Source organism: Kitasatospora sp. NPDC114501 (assembly GCF_055633695.1).
Map to the genome: position 1 here is coordinate 44,371 of NZ_JBVKDS010000001.1, position 19,424 is coordinate 63,794.

Sequence of the window (19,424 nt, forward strand, 5' to 3'; positions counted from 1 at the left end):
CGCCACCCCTTCCGCCGCCTGTCCGGACACCCCGGACCACCCGTCACCCCCTTAGCCCAGCCTGACAAGGAGCACAGCCATGCACATCCTCATGATCGAGTGCAACCCGAACGGGATCGCCGGTATCGCCAACGCCCTGGAGCTGGGGCACGACGTCACCCTGGTCTCGGTCGACCCCGACTTCTACCTCGGCGTCTCGCCGCTGACCGAGGCGGCCTACGCCCACCCGAACTGCCAGGTCGTCAAGAGCGAGCAGGCCTTCTCCATCGACGAGCTGATCGACCTCGCCCAGCAGCTGCACGCCGACAAGCCGATCCACGGCGTCACCACCTACAGCGAGTACCACACGGTGCACACCGCCGCCGTCGCCGAGGCGCTCGGCCTGCCGGGCATGAGCGTCGACGGCGCCCGCAACGCCCGCCACAAGCACCTCACCCGCACCGTCCTGGACGGCACCGGCGTCCGCCAGCCGCGCTTCGCGGTGGCCACCGACCCCGCCGAGGTGGAGGCCGCCGTCCGCGAGGTCGGCTTCCCCTGCGTGGCCAAGCCCTCCGACGGCACCGCCAGCCTCCACGTGCTGCACCTCAAGGACGAGTCGGACCTGCGGGACTACCTCGCCGAGCTCGCCCAGGTCGCCGACTACGGCCGCGGCGTCGTGCGCATCCCGGAGATCGTCATCGAGGAGTTCGTCACCGGCGAGCTGATCTCCGTCGAGTCCTGCGTGCTCGCCGGGGGCGAGGTGGTCCACCTCGGCCTGACCGACCGCTCGCTCAGCGGGTTCCCGTACTTCATCGAGATGGGTCTCACCTACTTCAGCGGCCACCCGCTCCAGGACGAGCTGTTCACCGCCACCACCGCCGTGCTGAACGGCCTCGGCGTGGACTTCGGCTTCATCCACACCGAGTGGCTGCTCGGCCCGGACGGCCCGGTGCTGTGCGAGGTCAACGGCCGCCTGGCCGGCGGGATCGTGCCGACCCTGATGGAGATCAGCTCCGGCGTGGACCCGTACCTGGAGGTGATCCGCCTGGCCCTGGGCGAGCGTCCCGAGCTGGCCTTCCCGCGCGGGACCACCGCCAGCGGCCACTGGTTCGGCTCCCCGGTCGCCGGGACGGTCGAGTCCATCGGGTTCGACGCCCTCACCGACCTGCCCGGCTTCCACAGCGCCCTCGGGTACAAGAAGCCCGGCGCGGCCGTCAACCGGCTCTCCCGCAGCAACTTCGACTGGATCGGCCACGTCATCTTCACCGGCGGCGACCGGGACGAGGCCGCCAAGCGCTGCCAGGACGGCCTGGACCGCATCGACCTGCGCCTGTCGGTCGAGGTGGCCCGGTGAGCGCGGCCACCCCCGAGCAGCGGCGGCCCGCCGTGCTGTCGGGCGTGGCCGTCCCCGCCCTGGACGCCGAGGCGCTGTTCGACGTGACGGTCGAGGACGGGGTCTTCACCCGGATCGAGCCCTCGGGCACCCGCCGCGGCGACGAGCCGGAGCTGTGGCCCGGCTACACCGAGACCCACGCCCACATCGCCCTGCCCGCCAACTTCGACGACACCGCCGAGGACCCGCGGATCATCGCCCTCCAGTACCTCTACCACGGCGTCACCCACGTGGTGGACATGTTCGGCTTCCCGATGGTGGCCGACGCCTGGGAGGCCGGCCGGGCCGAATCGGCCCTGCCGTACCCCGAACTGGTCCACTGCGGCTACGCGGTGACGGCGATGACCAACGCGGCCGGCCTCTCCGGCCACGGCGTGGAGTTCCCGACCCCGGTGTACATGCTCGCGGTCGAGGCCGACCTCGACCAGGCGCTGCGCAACAACGCCGAGCGCGGCGCGACCTTCCTCAAGGTCATGTTCACCGACGGCACCGAGCAGCCCGGCTCCCGGGTGCGCTTCTCCCGCCTCTCGGAGCGGGTGCTGCGGTTCACCGCGCGGATCGCCGCCGAGCGCGGCATCACCGCGGTGATCGACTGCAACACCCTGGAGGAGACCCGCTGGGCCTACGACTGCGGCTTCCGGCTCTTCGCCCACACGGTCCGGGACCGCACCCTCGGCGACGCCGAGTGGAAGGACCTCGCGGGCGCCCGGTTCGTCTCCACCCTGTCCGGCCTGCGCCCGATGATCATGACCGCCGACGACTTCCTCGCCGAGTACGGCCGCGAGGGCTTCGCCGAGACCCAGGACGTCCGCAACCTGGACGCCGTCCGCGGCCTGGAGCAGCCCTACGGGATCACCTACGGCCTCCAGGAGACCCGCACCGGCGCACTGGGCGACATGCGCCGCAACGCCCTGGCCGCGCTGCGCGAGGGCAACCTGCTGGTCGGCACCGACTCGGGCAACACCGGCGCGTACCACGGCTACTCGCTGCTCGGGGAGCTCGACCTGCTGCGCGGGGACGACCCCTCGCTCGCCACGGCGCTGCGCCACCAGGCCACCGTCGGCGGCCGGCGCTACTTCGACGAGCTGCGCGGCGAGTCCGGGGCCGCCCACCCGATCAGCGTCGGGGCGCCGGCCACCTACAACCTGCACACCCCCGGCCGACCGCTCTCCGCGCTGCCCACCGCCACCGTCGTGCGGGGGACGCCGATCGACCGCCCGGCGATCGCCCGGGCCGTCGCCGGACTCCGCGCCGCCGCGGCGGCCGGGACGACCACGGACGAGACGAAGGAGAGGGCCGCACTGTGACCGTCGACCGCAGGCGGGCGCTGATCGGCGTCAACGCCGGCATCCTCCTCGCGAACACCGGCAGCTACATCTGGTTCCCCGTGCTGGTGGCCTCGCTCGGCGGGGTGGACAGCGGCTTCTGGGCCGGCGTCGTGATGGCCATGACGTACGTCGGGCGGCTGCTCGCCACCTTCTTCTACGAGGGCGTCGCGCTGCGCATCGGCATCCGCGGTGCGGTCTTCCTCGGCACCGCGCTGGAGGCGGTGGCGCTGGGCCTGATGGGCTTCGGCAGCGGGGTGTTCGTCTACGCCGTGCTCGCCTTCTTCATCGGCTTCGGCTCGGGCACCTCCTTCCCCGGCCTGAAGAACGTCCTGGCCTCCTACCCGGACGACGAGCGCCCCAAGGCCTTCTCGACCTTCCAGATGGCCGGCCAGGTCGGCGTGTTCGGCGGCGCCATGCTGGGCGCGGTGCTGGCCGACGTCGAACTGAGCACCCTGTTCTCGGTGGTGTTCGCGATCTTCCTCGCGTTCTGCCTGGCGGCCTCGTCGTTCATCCCCCGGGACGGCTTCCAGGCGCCGGCGCCGACGGAGTCCGCCGCCGGGGCCGCCCGCGGGCCGCTGTTCTCCACGGCGGTGTTCAAGGGCATCGACATCCGCGGCGCCACCCGCTACTTCCTGCTCTCGTCCGTGTTCTGGTTCCTGTCGATCGGCTTCATCGTCGGCATCCCGCTGCACATGGAGCGGTACGTGCCGCAGTGGGCGCCCTCCGCGCCGTTCTGGATCACCGGGCTGAGCATCCTGGTGCTCCAGTACCCGGTGTTCAAGTTCCTGATCGGCCGGCTCGACCCGGCCGTGGTGATGGCGATCGGCCTCACCGGCATGACGGTGGCGTTCACCGCCCTCGGCGCGGGGCGCGGCGCGGCCTGGGTGGTGGTCGGGGCGCTGACGGTGGTCCTGGGCGAGATCCTCTTCGTGCCGTCCTTCGACATGTGGATCGCTCGCAAGGTCCCCGAGCGTCAACTCGCCAAGGCGATGGGGGCGATGCACTTCTTCCGCAGCGCCGGGAACATGGCAGGCTCGGTGCTCGCGGGTGTGCTGTTCGACCTGTCGCGCTCCGCCGGGGTGCCGGGCGCGAACTGGTACGTGGACGCGGTGGTCGCCGTCGGCTGTGCGGTGGCCTGCCTGGTGGGCCGGAAGGAGAACGGCGCGGCCGAGGCGTCCCGGAAGGCGGAGGACGACTCGTCGGACGCCGTGGGCGCCGCGTCCGCCTGACAGCACCCGAGCGGTCGCGCGTCGCGGCCGCGGACGGAACGAGAGAGAAAGAGACAGGTAAGAGCAGATGGCTGACATTTGCGTCATCGGCGGGACCCGCTACTTCGGCAAGCTGCTGGTGCGCCGGCTGCTGGCGGCGGGCCACCGGGTCACCCTGATCACCCGCGGCCGGACCCCGGACCCGTTCGGGGACTCGGTCCGACGGCTGCGCGCGGACGTCAACCGTCCCGGCGAGCTGGCCGAGGCGGTGGCCGGGGAGCGGTTCGACGCCGTGGTGCACCAGATGTGCTACACCCCCAACGCCGCGGTGGAGGCCTGTGAGGCCTTCGGGGACCGGGCCGGGAAGCTGGTGCTGACCAGCACCATAGAGGTCTACAACAAGGACACCTTCCGCGGCCCGGTCGCGGCACCGGAGTTCGGCGCCCTCGCCCGCGAGGAGGAGCTCGACCCGGCCGGGTACCCGTACGACCTGACCCTGCCCTGGCAGGACGACGACTACCTGGAGGCCAACTACGGCGAGGGCAAGCGCCAGGCCGAGGCCGCGGTGACCGACCGCGCCCGGGTGCCGGTGGTGCTGGCCCGGGTGGCCCACGTGCTGGCCGAGGAGGGCGACTTCACCGGCCGCTACCGCTTCCACGTCGACCGGATCCGGGACGGGCGGCCCGTGGTGGCCCACGCCCGGCCGGGCCGGACCTCGCTGGTGCGGGCCGAGGACGCGGCCGGCTTCCTCGCCTGGGCGGCCGTGAACGAGGTGACCGGTGCGGTCAACGTGGCCTCCCCGGACACAGCCGACGTCTACGATGTCGTTGCCTCGGTGGAGGGGGCGACCGGGCTGAAGGCCCAGGTGATCGAGAAGGAGGACCCGGCGGGCGATCCCGACCTGTCCCCGTTCTCCTGCCCGGCCGACTTCGCGATGTCGGCCGACCGGGCCGCCTCGCTCGGCTACCGGTTCACCCCCATCGCCGAGTGGCTGCCCGAACTCGGCCGGGCCGCGGCCGCCGAGACCGATCCCACCACCGCCAAGGAGCAGTGATGTTCGACCTCATCGTCATCGTCAGGGTCACCGAGCCGGACGGCGTCCCGGCGGTCGCCGACGCCCTGGCCCGGATGCGGCCGCTGTGCCTCGCCGAGGACGGCTGCGTCAGCTGGGAGGCGTACCACTCGCAGGACGACCCGGGCCGCTTCGTCCTGGTCGAGCGCTGGGCGACCCGGGAGGCCTGGGAGGCGCACGACGGTGGCGACGCGATCCAGAAGGTCTACATCCCGGACATCCTGCCGCGGGTCGAGCGCGAGGTGCACCCCAGCGTCCCGGTGTCCGCGTTCGCCGGCTGAGCGCACTCCACCGCGCCGCGGACGGCCGTGGGCCCCGACCGCTCCCTGGGTTCCAAGGGCGGCCGGGGCCCACGGTCTTTCAGCGCAACACCCGTACGGCGCAAGGCCGTTGCGGCGCCGGGCCGTTACGGCGTACGGCCGGTCAGGCCCGGTCGCAGGCCTGCGCCCGCAGCGCGCGGGCCAGGTCGTCCCGGCGCTCCAGCACCAGGCGGCGCAGCGCCGGCGCGGCCTGCGGGTGCCCCTCGAGCCAGGCGTCGGCCTCGGCCAGGGTCGGCCCGTCGGTCTGGGCGATCGGGAAGAGGCCGCCGACGATCCGCATCGCGATCTCGATGCTCCGCTCGGCCCAGACCCGCTCCAGCAGCTTGAAGTACGGCGCCGCGTAGAGGGCGGTCAGGTCGCGCTGGGCGGGGATCGAGAAGCCGGCGGTGTTGGCCTCGACCAGGGCGCTCGGCAGCTCGTCCGAGTCGATCACGGCCGACCAGGCGGCGGCCTTGGCCTCCGCGGTGGGCCGGGCGGCCAGGCACTGGGTGTGGTGCCGCTTGCCGCTCGCGGTGTTGTCCGCGGACAACTCGGCGGCCAGCTCCTCGTCGCCGGCCTGGCCGGCCGCGGCCAGCGCCAGCCACAGCGACCAGCGCAGGTCCTGGTCGACCTCCAGGCCGTCGATCCGGGCGCTGCCGGCCAGCAGGCCGCGGACCAGGCCGAGGTGCTCGGCGCCGCCCGCGGTCTGGGCGAGGAAGCGGGCCCAGGCCAGCTGGTGGTCGCTGCCGGGGACGGCGCCGCGCAGCTCGCGCAGGGCGCCGTCGGCGAGCAGCCGGCCGCCCTCGCCGCGCCAGGCCGGGTCGGCGTACAGGTCGACGGCGGTCTTGGCCTGGGTGTGCAGCGACTGGAGCACGCCGATGTTGCCCTCCTGGCCGGCGAACCGCAGCACCAGGGCGACGTAGTCGCGGGCCGGCATCAGGCCGTCCCGGGTGAGGTTCCAGACCGCGGACCAGGTGAGCGCGCGGGCCAGCTCGTCGCGGATGTCGCCGAGGCCGGAGCGCAGGTTCTCCAGCGACTCCTCGTCGAAGCGGATCTTGCAGTAGGTCAGGTCGTCGTCGTTGAGCAGCACCAGCGCCGGTCGGGGCAGGCCGGCCGCCTCGGAGACGACGGTCCGGGCGCCGGTGACGTCCAGTTCGATCCGCCCGGTGCGCACCAGGGCGCCGTCGGCGTCCCGGTCGTACAGGCCGACCGCGATCCGGTGCGGGCGCAGCACCTCGCCGTCCTGGAGCACGGCCAGCTCGGTGATCCGGCCCTCGGCGTCGGTGGTGACCTGCGGGGTGAGCGCGTTGACCCCGGAGGTCTGGAGCCAGGCGGCGGCCCAGGCCTTGAGGTCGCGGCCGCTGGTCTCCTCCAGCACCTCCAGCAGGTCGCCCAGCTCGGTGTTGCCGAAGGCGTGGCGCTTGAAGTAGCGGCGGGCGCCCTCGAAGAAGGCCGCCGAACCGACGTACGCCACCAGCTGCTTGAGGACGGAGGCGCCCTTGGCGTAGGTGATGCCGTCGAAGTTGAGCTTGGCGTCCTCGAGGTCCCGGATGTCCGCGGTGATCGGGTGGGTGGTGGGGAACTGGTCCTGCCGGTAGGCCCAGGCCTTGCGCTGGTTGGCGAAGGTGACCCAGGCCGAGGAGTAGCGGGTGCGGGCGCCGATCAGGCCGTAGGAGCCCATGAAGTCGGCGAAGGACTCCTTCAGCCACAGGTCGTCCCACCAGCGCATGGTGACCAGGTCGCCGAACCACATGTGCGCCATCTCGTGCAGGATGACGTTGGCCCGGGCCTCGTAGGCGGCGTCGGTGACCTTCGAGCGGAAGACGAACTCCTCGCGGAAGGTGACGCAGCCGGGGTTCTCCATCGCGCCGATGTTGTACTCGGGGACGAAGGCCTGGTCGTACTTGCCGAAGGGGTACGGGTAGTCGAACTCCTCGTGGAAGAAGTCGAGTCCGAGCTTGGTGACGCCGAGGATCTCGTCCGCGTCGAAGTACGGGGCCAGCGACCTGCGGCACATCGCGGAGAGCGGGATCTCCAGCACGGTGCCGTCGGCCAGCTCGCGGCGGTAGTGGTCGCGGGCGACGTGGTACGGGCCGGCGACGACGGCGGTGAGGTAGGTGGAGATCGGCCTGGTCGGCGCGAACTCCCAGGTGCGGGTCCCGCCGTCGGTGCCGACCTGCTCGTGCGGGGCGTTGGACCACACGTCCCAGGCGGCCGGGGCGGTCACGGTGAAGGTGAAGGGGGCCTTCAGGTCGGGCTGCTCGAAGTTCGCGAACACCCGGCGGGCGTCGGCCGGCTCGTAGTGGGTGTAGAGGTAGGTCTCGCCGTCCACCGGGTCGACGAAGCGGTGCAGGCCCTCGCCGGTGCGGCTGTAGGCGCAGTCCGCCTCCACGGTCAGCACGTTCTCGGCGGCCAGGCCGTCGACGTGCACCCGGGCGCCGTCGTAGGCGGTGGCCGGGTCGAGGGCGCGGCCGTTGAGGGTGACCGAGCGGACGGCGGGGGCGAGCAGGTCCAGGAAGGTGTCCGCACCGGGCTGGGAGCAGCGGAAGGTGACGGTGGTGGTGGAGCGGAAGGTGCCGGCCGCCTGGTCCGGGGCCGAGGTCACGTCCAGCCGGACCTGGTAGCCGTCCACGGCCAGGATGCTGGCCCGCTGCTGCGCCTCGTCGCGGCTGAGGTTCTTGCCAGGCACGGCGGTACTCCTTTGTCCGGCTCGCACGGTGGTGCGCCTGTGGGTGGTGCGGTCTCGGCGCGGGGGTGTGCTCCGCGCGGGGTCATCCTTTCACGCCCCGTACCGCCAGTACCATTGCACAGGCGGCCGCGTCCGTACCGGAATCAGCGGCGCCGGGCGGGTGTTGGCGTCCCCGGGAGGGAACTCCTCCCTGCCTCGGACCACCTCACGAAGGACACCCGCAGTGACGACTGCCGCTGAGCGCAAGACCGCCGACTTCTGGTTCGACCCGGCCTGCCCGTGGGCGTGGATGACGTCCCGCTGGCTGATCGAGGTCCAGCAGCTGCGCCCGGTCGACGTGCGCTGGCACGTGATGAGCCTGTCGGTGCTCAACGAGCACCGGGACCTCCCGCAGGACTACCGGGACTTCCTGGAGAAGGCCTGGGGCGCGGTGCGGGTCTGCGTCGCCGCCGCAGAGCAGCACGGGCCGGAGGTGCTCGGCCGGCTCTACACCGAGCTGGGCGTGCGCTTCCACAACCAGGGCCTGCCGCAGAACCGGGAGACCGTCACGGCCGCCCTGGTGGCCGCGGGCCTGCCCGCCGAGCTGGCCGACGCGGCCGGCACGGACGCGTACGACGAGGCCCTGCGCGCCTCGCACAAGGAGGGCATCACCCTGGTCGGCGAGGACGTCGGCACCCCGGTGATCGCGGTCGAGGGCGCGGACGGCGAGCGGGTGGCCTTCTTCGGTCCGGTGGTCACCCCCGCCCCGAAGGGCGAGGCCGCGGCCCGGCTGTGGGACGGCACCCTGCTGGTGGCCTCCACCCCGGGCTTCTACGAGATCAAGCGCACCCGCACGGCCGGCCCGTCCTTCGAGTAGTCCCGGCACGGAACGCGGCAGGGCCCGGTACCCCATCGGTACCGGGCCCTCGCCGTGCGTGCGTGCGGACCGGAGGTCAGCGCGGGGCGGCGTCCCGGCGCTGCTTGAGCAGCCCGGCGACGGTGAGTGCCGCGACCAGCACGCCGGCCGCGTACAGCTGCTCGCGGTTGCCCTCGGTGGTGGTCATCAGGGCGAGGACGCCGGCCACCGCGGCCATCGCGATCCAGGTCAGGTACGGGAAGCCCCACATCTTCACGGTGAGCAGCTCGGGAGCCTCGCGCTCCAGCCGGCGGCGCATCCGCAGCTGGACCACGCAGATGAACAGCCAGACCACCAGGATCGCCACGCCGGTGGTGTTCATCAGCCAGGTGAACACGGTCTCCGGCCAGAACTTGGCGGCCAGCACGGCGCCGAAGCCGAACAGACAGGAGATCAGCACGGCTCTGCGCGGCACCCCGCCGCTGACCTTGGCCAGCGCCTTGGGGCCCTGGCCGCGGCCGACCAGCGAGTACGCCATCCGGGAGGCGCCGTAGATGTTGGCGTTCATCGCGGACAGCAGCGCGACCAGCACCACCACCTGCATGATCGTTCCGGCGGCGGGCACCCCGAGGTGGCTCAGTACGGTGACGTACGGGCCGTCGGAGACGACCGCCGGGTCCTTCCAGGAGACCAGGGTGACCACCAGGGCCATCGAGCCGATGTAGAAGATCGCGATCCGCCACACCGCGGTGCGCACGGCGTTGGCGACGTTCTTCTGGGGGTCGTCGGACTCGGCGGCGGCGATGGTCACGGTCTCCAGACCGCCGTACGCGAAGACCGAGGCGAGCAGGCCGATGATCAGCCCGTCGACGCCGTTGGGCAGGAAGCCGCCCTGGCCGGTGAGGTTCGCGGTGCCGGGGGCGCCGGGGCCGAGCACGCCGGCGATGCCGAGCCCGCCGAGGACCAGGAAGGTGACGATCGCGGCGACCTTGATCGCGGCGAACCAGAACTCGAACTCGCCGAAGTTCTTCACCGCGGTGAGGTTGCTGGCGCAGAAGAAGACCATGAACAGGCCGACCCAGATCCAGGCGGAGACGCCGGGTATCCAGCCGTTGACGATCTTCCCGGCGGCGGTGGCCTCGGCGGCGACGCCGCAGCAGAGCATCACCCAGTACATCCAGCCGGCCGTGATCCCGGCCCACGGGCCGATCTCCTTCTCGGCGTGCACCGAGAACGATCCGGAGGCGGGGCGGGCGGCGGACATCTCACCGAGCATCCGCATGATCAGCATGACCAGGAGGCCGGAGAGCACGAACGCCAGGATGATCGCCGGGCCGGCGGCCGCGATGCCGGCGCCGGAGCCGACGAAGAGGCCGGCGCCGATCACGCCGCCGAGGGCGATCATGGACAGGTGGCGCTGCTTCAGCCCGTGGGAGAGCTGCTGGCCACCCGACGCCGGGGCGGCGGCCGGCTGGGTGCCGTCGGGGGTCCCGGTCGCCGGTGGGGCGGAAGTGGGGGCCATAGGGGTGGTTCCAGACTGTGCGGTATGCGACATGAGCTGTCCAATATCCGGCGGCACCCTTGTCCATGCCAAGAATGTTCGAATCGGGCCCACCATGCGGACCATGCCGAAACCTACCGTGATCATGCTGTGACCAGGAGTCGTTCCGGTTCGGTTCCGACAACACCCGAGGGCGGGGCTTTGTCCGAAACCGTGCCGTTCGGCCAGTGGATCACCGCGTAGGTTCACAGGTGTTCACTCACCTGGACTCTCACGGAGGAGCCCCGATGGCCACTGCCACCACTTCGATACCGCGCCGCGCCGTCCTCGCCGACCTGCTGCCCGCCGCCTCCACGCGCCTCGGCACCCAGGTCCGCGACCTGGCCCTGGTGGCCGGCGGCGCCGCGCTGACCGGCGTGGCCGCCCAGCTGTCGGTGAACGTCCCCGGCTCGCCGGTGCCGGTCACCGGCCAGACCTTCGCCGCCCTGCTGGTCGGCACCGCGCTCGGCGCCCGCCGCGGCGTCGCCTCGCTCGCGCTGTACCTGCTGGCCGGCATGGCGGGCCTGCCCTGGTTCGCCGGGGGCACCTCGGGCTGGGCGACGGCCTCGTTCGGCTACGTGCTCGGCTTCGTCCTCGCCGCCGCCGTGACCGGCGCGCTGGCCCGCCGCGGCGCCGACCGCAGCCCGGTCGACACCGCCGTCGCCATGGTCCTCGGCAGCCTCGCCATCTACGCGGTCGGCGTCCCGTACCTGGCCGTGTCGCTGCACGTGTCGCTCGCCCGCGCCGCCGAGCTCGGCCTCTACCCGTACCTGGTCGGCGACGCCCTCAAGGCCGCCTTCGCCGCCGGCGCCCTGCCGCTGGCGTGGAAGCTGCTCGGCCGGCGCTGACCCGCCCGGCGCCGACCGGCCGGGCCGAGCGGGCCGAGCGGGCCCCGCGGCGCCCCCGTTGTCGGGCCCGGGCGCACGCGCATGCCACACTCATGGCATGCGCGTGTACCTGGGCTCCGACCATGCCGGATACGAACTGAAGAACCACCTCGTGGAGTGGCTCAAGGGGGCCGGCCACGAGCCGGTCGACTGCGGGCCGCACATCTACGACGCCGAGGACGACTACCCGCCGTTCTGCCTGCGCGCCGCCGAGCGCACCGCCGCCGACGAGGACGCCCTGGGCATCGTGATCGGCGGCTCGGGCAACGGCGAGGCGATCGCCGCCAACAAGGTCAAGGGCGTCCGGGCCGCGCTGGCCTGGAGCGCGCAGACCGCCGAACTCGGCCGTCAGCACAACAACGCCAACGTGATCTCCATCGGCGGGCGCATGCACTCGCTGGAGGAGGCCACCCGGTTCGTCGAGGTCTTCCTCAGCACCCCGTACAGCGGCGAGGCCCGGCACACCCGCCGGATCGAGATGCTGAGCGAGTACGAGACCACCGGCGAACTCCCGCCGATCCCCGCCCACCACCCGCAGGGCTGATCCCGCCACCCACCCTTCCCGACGGCCGGCCGCACGCTCCGCGCGACCGGCCGTCGCCGTCCCCGGAGGCCCCCCGAGGCCGCGTGACGCGCCCGGAACCGCCCCGCACCGCCTGTGGGATCGGCCACAGGCCCCCGCGCGCGGACACCCCCGCGCGCGCGGCGCACGCGCCGTCCGCAGGGTTCCTGCACCCAACCCGCGCACGCCTCCTGACGGCACGCCCGCAACCCTCCCGATCGGCCGAAACCCGGTGGACACCCCGCGCTCCGCCGACGGTGCCCGCCCCCGGCCCGTCGACGCCGGGCGGTGCCCGTGGATAGGGTCGGGCCCCATGGCTGGCAGAGCGCCGGGCACACCGCCCCAGACGACTGCGACGAGGCCCGGCGCCGCCCCGGCGACCGAGTCCGTGACGGCCCGGTTGCGCAAGAGGCTCCGCCGGGTCCGCCGAAGGCTGCGCACGGCCGGTGTGGACTACTTCCGCGGCGGCGCCGCCGACTGGCCGGTGCTCTGCGCGCTCGCCCTGCTGGTCCCGCTGCTGATCCTGCTCAACATCTGGTTGCCCGACTGGGCCCCGCCCACCTCCCTGGTCCTGCCGATCCTGGCCGGCGCCCTGCTGCTGCGCCCCGGCAGCCTGGTGGTGCTCTACGCGCTGGCCGCACTCGGCCTCTCCGCCGAGTCCGTGATCCACACCGGCCAGCGGGTCGCCAGCGACAACCCCGAGGCCTACGTCTACGGCGTGACCCCGGGCGCCGCCCTGGTGGTCGGCGCCGCCGGGGTGGGCGGCCTGCTGCTCGCCCAGTTCCGGGCCCGGGTCGGCGTGCCCTGGTGGGGCGGCTCCACCATGCTGTTCGACCTGCGCGAGCGCCTGCGGGTGCAGAGCCGGGTGCCCGAGCTGCCGGACGGCTGGCACGCGGACATGGCGCTGCGCCCGGCCGGCGGCCAGTCCTTCTCCGGGGACTTCGTGGTCGCCGCCCGCACCGGCCCCGGCCAGCGGCTGCTGGAGGTGGTCCTCGCGGACGTCTCCGGCAAGGGCATGGACGCCGGCTCCCGCGCGCTGCTGCTCTCCGGCGCCTTCGGCGGCCTGGTCGGCTCGCTGCCCGCGCACGACTTCCTGCCCGCCGCCAACGGCTACCTGCTGCGCCAGTCCTGGGAGGAGGGCTTCGCCACCGCCGTCCACCTGGTGCTGGACCTGGACACCGGCGAGTACGAGCTGCTCTCGGCCGGGCACCTGCCGGGCATGCAGCGGTTGGCCGGCGAGGGGCGCTGGGAGGTCAAGCAGGCCGAGGGCCCGCTGCTCGGGATCTACGACGGTGCCAAGTTCGAGGGCGTGCGCGGCCGGCTGAACCGGGGCGACGTGCTGATGCTGTGCACCGACGGCATGGTCGAGGCGCCGGGCCGGGACCTCGGGGAGGGCATGGACCGGCTGATGGGGGAGGCGGACCGGCTGGTTCCCGGCGGCGGACCGGGGACCGGCACGGGCGCCGCGGGCGCGCTGATCGAGACGGTCGCCCGGGACATCAACGACGACCGTGCCGTGCTGCTGCTCTGGCGCGACTGACGCCCGGCTCCGGGCACATGCCGAGGGCAGCCGCCGCTGTCAAGCCTGGCAGCTGATCTTCAGCCAAATCGGACGCCCCGTCGACTGACCGGACCAGCGGCTTCCGTTCCCCGCCCCCGGCAGTTTTCCGGCCGCTCAGCCCGGCCCCGCCGACGATTCGTCAGGACCCCTCCGCTATCGTCCCGGTCGGCGGAAACTCGTCTCGCATCGCAGGATATCGGCGTTGGGCTGACTGTCAGACCTTTACGCAATCGGCACGGTCGACCACACTGAGTCCGGGCGGGACTGTTCAGGATTCGGGGGATGGGGGGCGGCACGTGCGGCACGACAGGCAGCGGTCGACCGTGGGCTCCCTCACCGGCGGTGTGCCGGACGGTCCGCGATTCCGCCTCGGGACCGTCGGACAGGCCGGGGTCCGGCTTTCGCAGGTGCCGCCGGGCGGTGGCACCCCGCTATGAAAACGAGGAAGTGAGTCCGGGTGGCACTCTCCGTCTCCGCTCTGGTCCTGTTCGCGATCCTGTGCATCATCTTCATCCGCAACAAGCAGATGAAGATCCCGCACGCGATCGTCGCCGCCCTGTTCGGCTTCATGCTGCACGAGACCACCGTCGCGGGCTCGATCAACTCCCTGCTGGCCAACCTCGCGCACAGCATCTCCAGCATCACCGGCGGCTGACCCGGGCGGGACGGCCGGGTGAGTCACCGTCACCGGTCGGCCCGTCTGGCCTCCCGCCAGCGCGCGAACAGTCCCCGGGGGCGAGCCGCCGGCGGGGCCGGGGCGCGCGTCGGCGCGGGTGCCACGGCACCCGTCGGCGCGGTCCGCCCCGGTGCCGTCGGCTCGGCCGTCAACAGGACGAACAGCCGCGCCCAGCACAGCCGTTCACCCCGCGGCCAGTCCAGCGCGCGCAGCGCCGCGGACGCCGCCTCCGAGACCTCGCCGCCCACCCGGACCTCGGCGACGTCGTCCCCCGCCTTCCCGCCCAGGAAGAGCTTGACGCCCACGGGCCCGGGCCCGGTCAACTCCGCGCGCAGCGCGGGCGCCAGGGCCGGCAGCACCCGGTGCTCGGCCAGCCAGCGCGCCAGGTGCTCGTTGCCGAAGCCGAACACCGCGGCCGGCCCCTGCACCGCGTACCAGCCCGGGAGTTCGGGCAGGTCCGGGTGGTCGGCGTGGACCCCGCGCCGTTCCGCCAGCTCGACCAGCACGGAGGCGGTGGTGGTCGCCCACAGCTTCACCGCGTTGGCGAGCTTCTCCTCCTCGGTCTGGCCGAGGCCGGGCGCGCAGTCCCACACCACCGGGGCGTCCGCCCGGCCCAGGTGCAGCACGAAGCCGAGGTCGACGTGCCCCGCGCCCTCGTCCCCGGGGTGCTCGCGGACCGCCACCGCGGTGGTGCCGGGGCCGCGGACCACCTCGCCGTCCAGGCGGAACACCTGGCCCAGTCGCGCCATCTCCCGGATCACACAGCGCTGAATGACGGCCAGTCGCTCCTGCGCACGCACCGGGACTCCTCCACCTCGGGAGCGCGGCGGCTGAGCTCGCGCTCGAACTGCGCTCGAACGCCGCCGAGGCTATCGGCCCGACAGCCCGCCGGGAAACCGTCCGGACGCCACGTCCCTCCGGTCGCGGAAAAGTCCCGAATGCCCCACTTTGGGCAGCGGAACCTGAAGGCCGTCCGCCCGGAGGACCCGCATGCCCCGCACCACCGCCCCGCCCCCGCCCGTCCTCCTCGCCCCCGGGTCGCCGCCGTTCGGCCCCGCCGGCTCCGGGCTGGTCGCCGAGATCGAGGCCTACCTCGCCTCGCTGTCCGCCCCCGCGCGCACCCCGGTGCCGTACGTCTGCCCGTACGGCAGCACCCCGAGGCCCTGGCAGGCCGGCCACCCCGAGCCCCGGGCCACCCTGCTCGACCGGGCGCTGGGCCGGCCGGCCCGCCCCGTCCCGGTCGGTGTGGCCGACCACCTCCGGCTCGCCTCCCGCTACATCGGGGCGCACGGCTGGCTCCAGGGCGCGATGTGGGACGAGGCCGGCCGGGTCTGCCTGCTCGGCGCCCAGGCCGCCGTGCTGGCGCACGGCTACGGCACCCCGGCCACCGTGCGCACCGCCCGGGTCCAGCTGATGGAGGTGCTGCACGCCACCGGCCGCCCGGCGCGCTCCCCGGACGAGTACAACGACCGCCCGACCACCCGGGAGGGTGACGTCCACCAGCTGCTGGACCGGGCCGCCGCCCGGGCCGCCCGGCTCGGGCTCTGAGCGCGCCGGGCCCGGAGACGTCGACGGCCCCGGTGCGCTGGGCGTACCGGGGCCGGACCGAAGAGCGGGCGACGAGAATCGAACTCGCGTGACTAGTTTGGAAGACTAGGGCTCTACCATTGAGCTACGCCCGCACGACCTCCGCGGCCGTCACCGGCCGGAAGTTCGGGGGACAGCGTACCTGGTCCGGCCGCCCGAGCGCACCCCGCTTCGCCCGGCGCACCGCGCACCGCGCCCCGCACACCCCTCTTCCGCGCCCGCGCGGAACAAGTCGGCGAGCCGTCCAGGCCCGGCGTGTACGCTTCCTCTCGGCACCACGGGGTGTGGCGCAGTTTGGTAGCGCGTCCGCTTTGGGAGCGGAAGGCCGTCGGTTCGAATCCGGCCACCCCGACAGTGCGGCAGGGTCTCGCCCACCGGGGCGGGGCCCTGTTCTGTATCGGTCCTCCACGGCGGCGGTACGGTGGCGCCTGGCGTCCGCCTTTCGTGGTACCGGTAGGATGGGGCGCTGGCGGTAGTCCCTGTGGCGTCAACCCAGGTCAACCGCCCGAGGGCGAGGAGTCAAGCTCACCGTCCACCCCACGGGAGATGCAGCTCCAACCGCCCATCGCCCGTCTCGTCCGACCCCCCTTCCGGCTCCGGCCGGGTGACGGGGACGGGCGGAGACAACCCGACCGCAAGCCCATAGGAGACCAAACCGTGAAGAGCGCCGTCGAGACTCTGAACCCGACCCGGGTTCGACTCACCGTCGAGGTGCCCTTCGAGGAGCTCAAGCCCAGCCTCGACGCGGCGTACAAGAAGATCAACCAGCAGGTCTCGGTCCCGGGCTTCCGCAAGGGCAAGATCCCGAACCGGGTCATCGACCAGCGCTTCGGCCGTGGTGCCGTGCTGGAGGAGGCCGTCAACGACGCCCTGCCGCGCTTCTACACGCAGGCCGTCGACGAGGGCAAGATCGAGGTCCTCGGACAGCCCGACATCACCAACATCGAGGGTGTCGAGAAGATCGCCGACGGTGGCGACCTCAAGTTCACCGCCGAGGTCGACGTCCGCCCGGAGGTCACCCTGCCGGAGTTCTCCTCCATCGAGGTGACCGTCGACCCGATCGCCGTCTCCGACGAGGACGTCGAGAAGTCCCTGGAGCAGCTGCGCGAGCGCTTCTCCTCGGTCAAGGACGTCGAGCGCGCCGCCGCCGCCGGTGACACCGTGGTCGTGGACCTCGTCGCCAAGGTCGACGGTGAGGTGCCGGAGGACGGCACCGCCACCGGCGTCAGCTACGAGATCGGCTCGGGCCGCCTCATCGACGGCATCGACGACGCGGTCGTCGGCCTGTCGGCCGGCGAGCAGAAGACCTTCGAGACCGAGCTCAAGGGCGGCACCCAGGCGGGCAAGACCTCCGAGGTCACCGTCACCGTCACGGCCGTCCAGGAGAAGGAGCTGCCCGAGCTGGACGACGAGTTCGCCCAGCTGGCCAGCGAGTTCGACACCCTGGAGGACCTGCGCGCCGACTCCCGCAAGCGCCTGGAGCGCATGAAGGAGTACGACCAGGCCACCCAGGCCCAGGAGAAGGTCCTGGACGCGCTGCTCGCGCTGGTTGAGATCGAGTACCCCGAGAAGCTCCTCAAGGACGAGGTCGAGACCCGCAAGCACAACCTGGAGCACCACCAGCTCCAGCCGATGGGCCTCACCATCGACGCGTACCTGGAGACCCAGGGCAAGACCCGCGAGGAGTGGGACGCGGAGATCGAGGAGCAGGCGAAGAAGGGCATCAAGACCCAGTTCGTCCTGGACCAGATCGTCGCCGACGAGGAGCTGGGTGTTAACCAGGAGGAGCTGACCGAGCACCTCATCCGCCGCGCCGCCGGCTCCGGCCTCACCCCGGACCAGTTCGCCCAGCAGGTCGTCCAGGGCGGCCAGGTTCCGCTGCTGGTCGGCGAGGTCGCCCGCGGCAAGGCGCTGGCCACCGTGGTCGAGGCCGCCAAGGTCGTCGACACCGAGGGCAACGAGATCAACTTCGACGACGAGGACGAGGCCGACGAGTCGCAGTCGGGCGAGGCCGTCGAGGCCGAGGCCGCCGCCGAGGAGAAGACCGAGGCCTGAGTGCCCCGGTAGCCCCTTCAGGCCGCAGCGGGCCCGGACGCCGTACGGTGTCCGGGCCCGCTGTCGTCCCTGCTGCGGCCGCCGCGACCCTGCGCTCACAGCGAACAGTTCTGCGTGAGGGATTCTGCGGCCCGGCCTGCGCGTTAGGGTCCTTGGACAGCAACAATCACGACGTGATACCCGGTAGCTGTGCGCCCGGTGACGGCCGCGGAGCGACCGTCCAAATCGACTGAGCAGGTGGCTAAGTGACGTTCCCGCAGATGCAGATGCCTGGCCCGATGGTGCCGCACGCCGCCGCTGGTGACGTGCTCGGCGGCCTTGGCGACCAGGTCTACAACCGGCTGCTCAACGAGCGGATCATCTTCCTCGGCCAGGCGGTCGACGACGACATCGCCAACAAGATCACCGCGCAGCTGCTGCTGCTGGCCGCGGACCCGGACAAGGACATCTTCCTCTACATCAACTCCCCGGGCGGCTCGATCTCGGCCGGCATGGCGATCTACGACACCATGCAGTACATCAAGAACGACGTCGTCACCATCGCGATGGGCATGGCGGCCTCGATGGGCCAGTTCCTGCTGACCGCGGGTGCCCCGGGCAAGCGCTTCTCGCTGCCGAACTCCACCATCCTGATGCACCAGCCCTCCGCGGGCCTCGGCGGCTCCGCCACCGACATCCGGATCCAGGCCGAGCAGCTGCTCCGCACCAAGAAGCGGATGTCCGAGCTGATCGCCCACCACAGCGGCCAGTCCTTCGAGCAGATCACCGCCGACTCCGACCGCGACCGCTGGTTCACCCCGGAGGAGGCCCTGGAGTACGGCCTCATCGACGCGATCATGCACAGTGCCGCGGACGTCCCCGGCGGCGGCGGCACGGGCGCTGCCTGAGCCTCGGCCCGGCCCGCGAGACCACAGCCCCAACGCCCCGGAGGACAAGGACCCCCATGAACATCCCCAGCCTGTCGGCCGCCAAGGCCCGCGTCGAGGACATGCGTGCCGAGGGCCGCTACATCGTCCCGCGCTTCGTCGAGCGCACCACGCAGGGCATCCGCGAGTACGACCCGTACGCCAAGCTGTTCGAGGAGCGCATCATCTTCCTCGGCTCGCAGGTCGACGACGTCTCGGCGAACGACATCATGGCGCAGCTGCTGTGCCTGGAGTCGATGGACCCGGACCGCGAGATCCAGATGTACATCAACTCGCCCGGCGGCTCGTTCACGGCCCTGACGGCCATCTACGACACCATGCAGTACGTGAAGCCGGACATCACCACGGTCTGCATGGGCCAGGCGGCCTCCGCCGCGGCCGTGCTGCTCGCCGCCGGCACCCCCGGCAAGCGGATGGCGCTGCCGAACGCCCGCATCCTGATCCACCAGCCGTACACCGAGACCGGCCGCGGCCAGGTGTCCGACCTGGAGATCCAGGCCAAGGAGATCTTCCGGATGCGCGAGCAGCTGGAGGAGATGCTCTCCAAGCACTCCAACAAGTCGCCGGAGCAGGTGCGCGACGACATCGAGCGCGACAAGATCCTCACCGCCGAGGAGGCCGTCGAGTACGGCCTGGTCGACCAGATCATCACCACCCGCAAGACCTCGCTGACCTCCTGAGGTCGGCTCCCTCCCGGCCCGCGACCGGGCCGGAGGGTCCCGTCGGGGCGGGGGGTTTACCCTGGTATTGACCCCGCCCCCTACCCCCCCCCGGACCCCCCGCCACAACCCCTTTCTTCCCCCCCCCCCCCCAAACCCAGGCACACA

17 protein-coding genes and 2 tRNA genes are annotated in these 19,424 nt (G+C 72.5%); 15 read left to right on the forward strand and 4 right to left on the reverse strand.

Annotated elements, in window-relative coordinates:
- Positions 1-79: 79 nt before the first annotated feature.
- From ACZ7RU_RS00215 to ACZ7RU_RS00235, 5 genes are all read left to right on the forward strand, one after another.
- A complete protein-coding gene (locus tag ACZ7RU_RS00215) occupies positions 80-1,333 on the forward strand; it encodes an ATP-grasp domain-containing protein (protein ID WP_470338713.1) in 1,254 nt (417 codons plus the stop codon).
- Complete coding sequence (locus tag ACZ7RU_RS00220) at positions 1,330-2,679, forward strand: amidohydrolase family protein (protein WP_470338714.1); 1,350 nt, start codon at positions 1,330-1,332, stop codon at positions 2,677-2,679. The genes ACZ7RU_RS00215 and ACZ7RU_RS00220 overlap by 4 nt, the downstream gene beginning before the upstream one ends.
- On the forward strand, positions 2,676-3,929 hold the full coding sequence (locus ACZ7RU_RS00225; RefSeq protein ID WP_470338715.1) for an MFS transporter: 1,254 nt from the start codon (positions 2,676-2,678) through the stop codon (positions 3,927-3,929). The genes ACZ7RU_RS00220 and ACZ7RU_RS00225 overlap by 4 nt, the downstream gene beginning before the upstream one ends.
- A 67-nt stretch (positions 3,930-3,996) precedes the next feature.
- Positions 3,997-4,962, forward strand: coding sequence for an NAD-dependent epimerase/dehydratase family protein (locus ACZ7RU_RS00230; RefSeq protein ID WP_470338716.1), 966 nt, complete (start codon positions 3,997-3,999; stop codon positions 4,960-4,962).
- Positions 4,962-5,261 (forward strand): putative quinol monooxygenase, encoded by a 300-nt coding sequence (locus tag ACZ7RU_RS00235; protein WP_387748166.1) that lies wholly within the window; start codon positions 4,962-4,964, stop codon positions 5,259-5,261. Before ACZ7RU_RS00230 ends, ACZ7RU_RS00235 begins: the two co-directional genes overlap by 1 nt.
- Positions 5,262-5,403: 142 nt before the next feature.
- On the opposite strand, the gene pepN is transcribed toward ACZ7RU_RS00235, so the two are convergent.
- Positions 5,404-7,968 (reverse strand): aminopeptidase N, encoded by a 2,565-nt coding sequence (gene pepN / locus ACZ7RU_RS00240; protein WP_470338717.1) that lies wholly within the window; start codon positions 7,966-7,968, stop codon positions 5,404-5,406.
- A gap of 223 nt (positions 7,969-8,191) precedes the next feature.
- Between pepN and ACZ7RU_RS00245 the strand changes: the two genes are divergently transcribed.
- Entirely contained in the window at positions 8,192-8,824 is a 633-nt protein-coding gene (locus ACZ7RU_RS00245; protein ID WP_470338718.1) for a mycothiol-dependent nitroreductase Rv2466c family protein, read from the forward strand.
- A 76-nt stretch (positions 8,825-8,900) separates the two neighbouring features.
- Here the strand turns inward: ACZ7RU_RS00245 and ACZ7RU_RS00250 are convergent, their stop codons facing one another.
- Positions 8,901-10,325 carry an amino acid permease gene (locus ACZ7RU_RS00250; protein ID WP_470338719.1) on the reverse strand — a complete coding sequence of 475 codons (1,425 nt, stop codon included), beginning with the start codon at positions 10,323-10,325 and terminating at the stop codon, positions 8,901-8,903.
- 266 nt (positions 10,326-10,591) lie between these two features.
- On the opposite strand from ACZ7RU_RS00250, the gene ACZ7RU_RS00255 reads away from it, so the two are divergent.
- The 4 genes from ACZ7RU_RS00255 to ACZ7RU_RS00270 all read left to right on the forward strand — a co-directional run bounded on the left by ACZ7RU_RS00255 (position 10,592) and on the right by ACZ7RU_RS00270 (position 14,008).
- Positions 10,592-11,191 carry a biotin transporter BioY gene (locus ACZ7RU_RS00255; RefSeq protein WP_470338720.1) on the forward strand — a complete coding sequence of 200 codons (600 nt, stop codon included), beginning with the start codon at positions 10,592-10,594 and terminating at the stop codon, positions 11,189-11,191.
- Between the two features lie 97 nt (positions 11,192-11,288).
- The gene (locus tag ACZ7RU_RS00260) at positions 11,289-11,774 is read left to right on the forward strand and encodes a ribose-5-phosphate isomerase (protein ID WP_470338721.1); all 486 of its coding nucleotides are present in this window, start codon (positions 11,289-11,291) and stop codon (positions 11,772-11,774) included.
- A 331-nt stretch (positions 11,775-12,105) separates the two neighbouring features.
- A complete protein-coding gene (locus ACZ7RU_RS00265) occupies positions 12,106-13,332 on the forward strand; it encodes a PP2C family protein-serine/threonine phosphatase (protein WP_470338722.1) in 1,227 nt (408 codons plus the stop codon).
- Positions 13,333-13,810: 478 nt separating this feature from the next.
- A complete protein-coding gene (locus tag ACZ7RU_RS00270; protein WP_470338723.1) occupies positions 13,811-14,008 on the forward strand; it encodes a hypothetical protein in 198 nt (65 codons plus the stop codon).
- 29 nt (positions 14,009-14,037) lie between these two features.
- Here ACZ7RU_RS00270 and ACZ7RU_RS00275 read toward each other — a convergent pair whose 3' ends face one another.
- Complete coding sequence (locus ACZ7RU_RS00275) at positions 14,038-14,829, reverse strand: DUF6348 family protein (RefSeq protein ID WP_470338724.1); 792 nt, start codon at positions 14,827-14,829, stop codon at positions 14,038-14,040.
- A 190-nt stretch (positions 14,830-15,019) separates the two neighbouring features.
- Here ACZ7RU_RS00275 and ACZ7RU_RS00280 point away from each other — a divergent pair, with 190 nt between their 5' ends.
- Positions 15,020-15,577, forward strand: coding sequence for a DUF6197 family protein (locus ACZ7RU_RS00280; RefSeq protein ID WP_470338725.1), 558 nt, complete (start codon positions 15,020-15,022; stop codon positions 15,575-15,577).
- A gap of 63 nt (positions 15,578-15,640) precedes the next feature.
- Here the strand turns inward: ACZ7RU_RS00280 and ACZ7RU_RS00285 are convergent.
- Positions 15,641-15,711 (reverse strand) — tRNA-Gly (locus ACZ7RU_RS00285).
- Between the two features lie 183 nt (positions 15,712-15,894).
- Here ACZ7RU_RS00285 and ACZ7RU_RS00290 point away from each other — a divergent pair.
- The 4 genes from ACZ7RU_RS00290 to ACZ7RU_RS00305 all read left to right on the forward strand — a co-directional run bounded on the left by ACZ7RU_RS00290 (position 15,895) and on the right by ACZ7RU_RS00305 (position 19,277).
- Positions 15,895-15,968 (forward strand) — tRNA-Pro (locus tag ACZ7RU_RS00290).
- A gap of 305 nt (positions 15,969-16,273) precedes the next feature.
- A complete protein-coding gene (gene tig / locus ACZ7RU_RS00295) occupies positions 16,274-17,671 on the forward strand; it encodes a trigger factor (RefSeq protein WP_470338726.1) in 1,398 nt (465 codons plus the stop codon).
- 260 nt (positions 17,672-17,931) lie between these two features.
- Positions 17,932-18,558: an ATP-dependent Clp protease proteolytic subunit gene (locus tag ACZ7RU_RS00300; RefSeq protein WP_387749246.1), complete on the forward strand. Its 627-nt coding sequence runs from the start codon at positions 17,932-17,934 to the stop codon at positions 18,556-18,558.
- 56 nt (positions 18,559-18,614) lie between these two features.
- Positions 18,615-19,277, forward strand: a complete 663-nt coding sequence (locus ACZ7RU_RS00305) for an ATP-dependent Clp protease proteolytic subunit (protein ID WP_387748188.1) — start codon at positions 18,615-18,617, stop codon at positions 19,275-19,277.
- Positions 19,278-19,424: the final 147 nt, after the last annotated feature.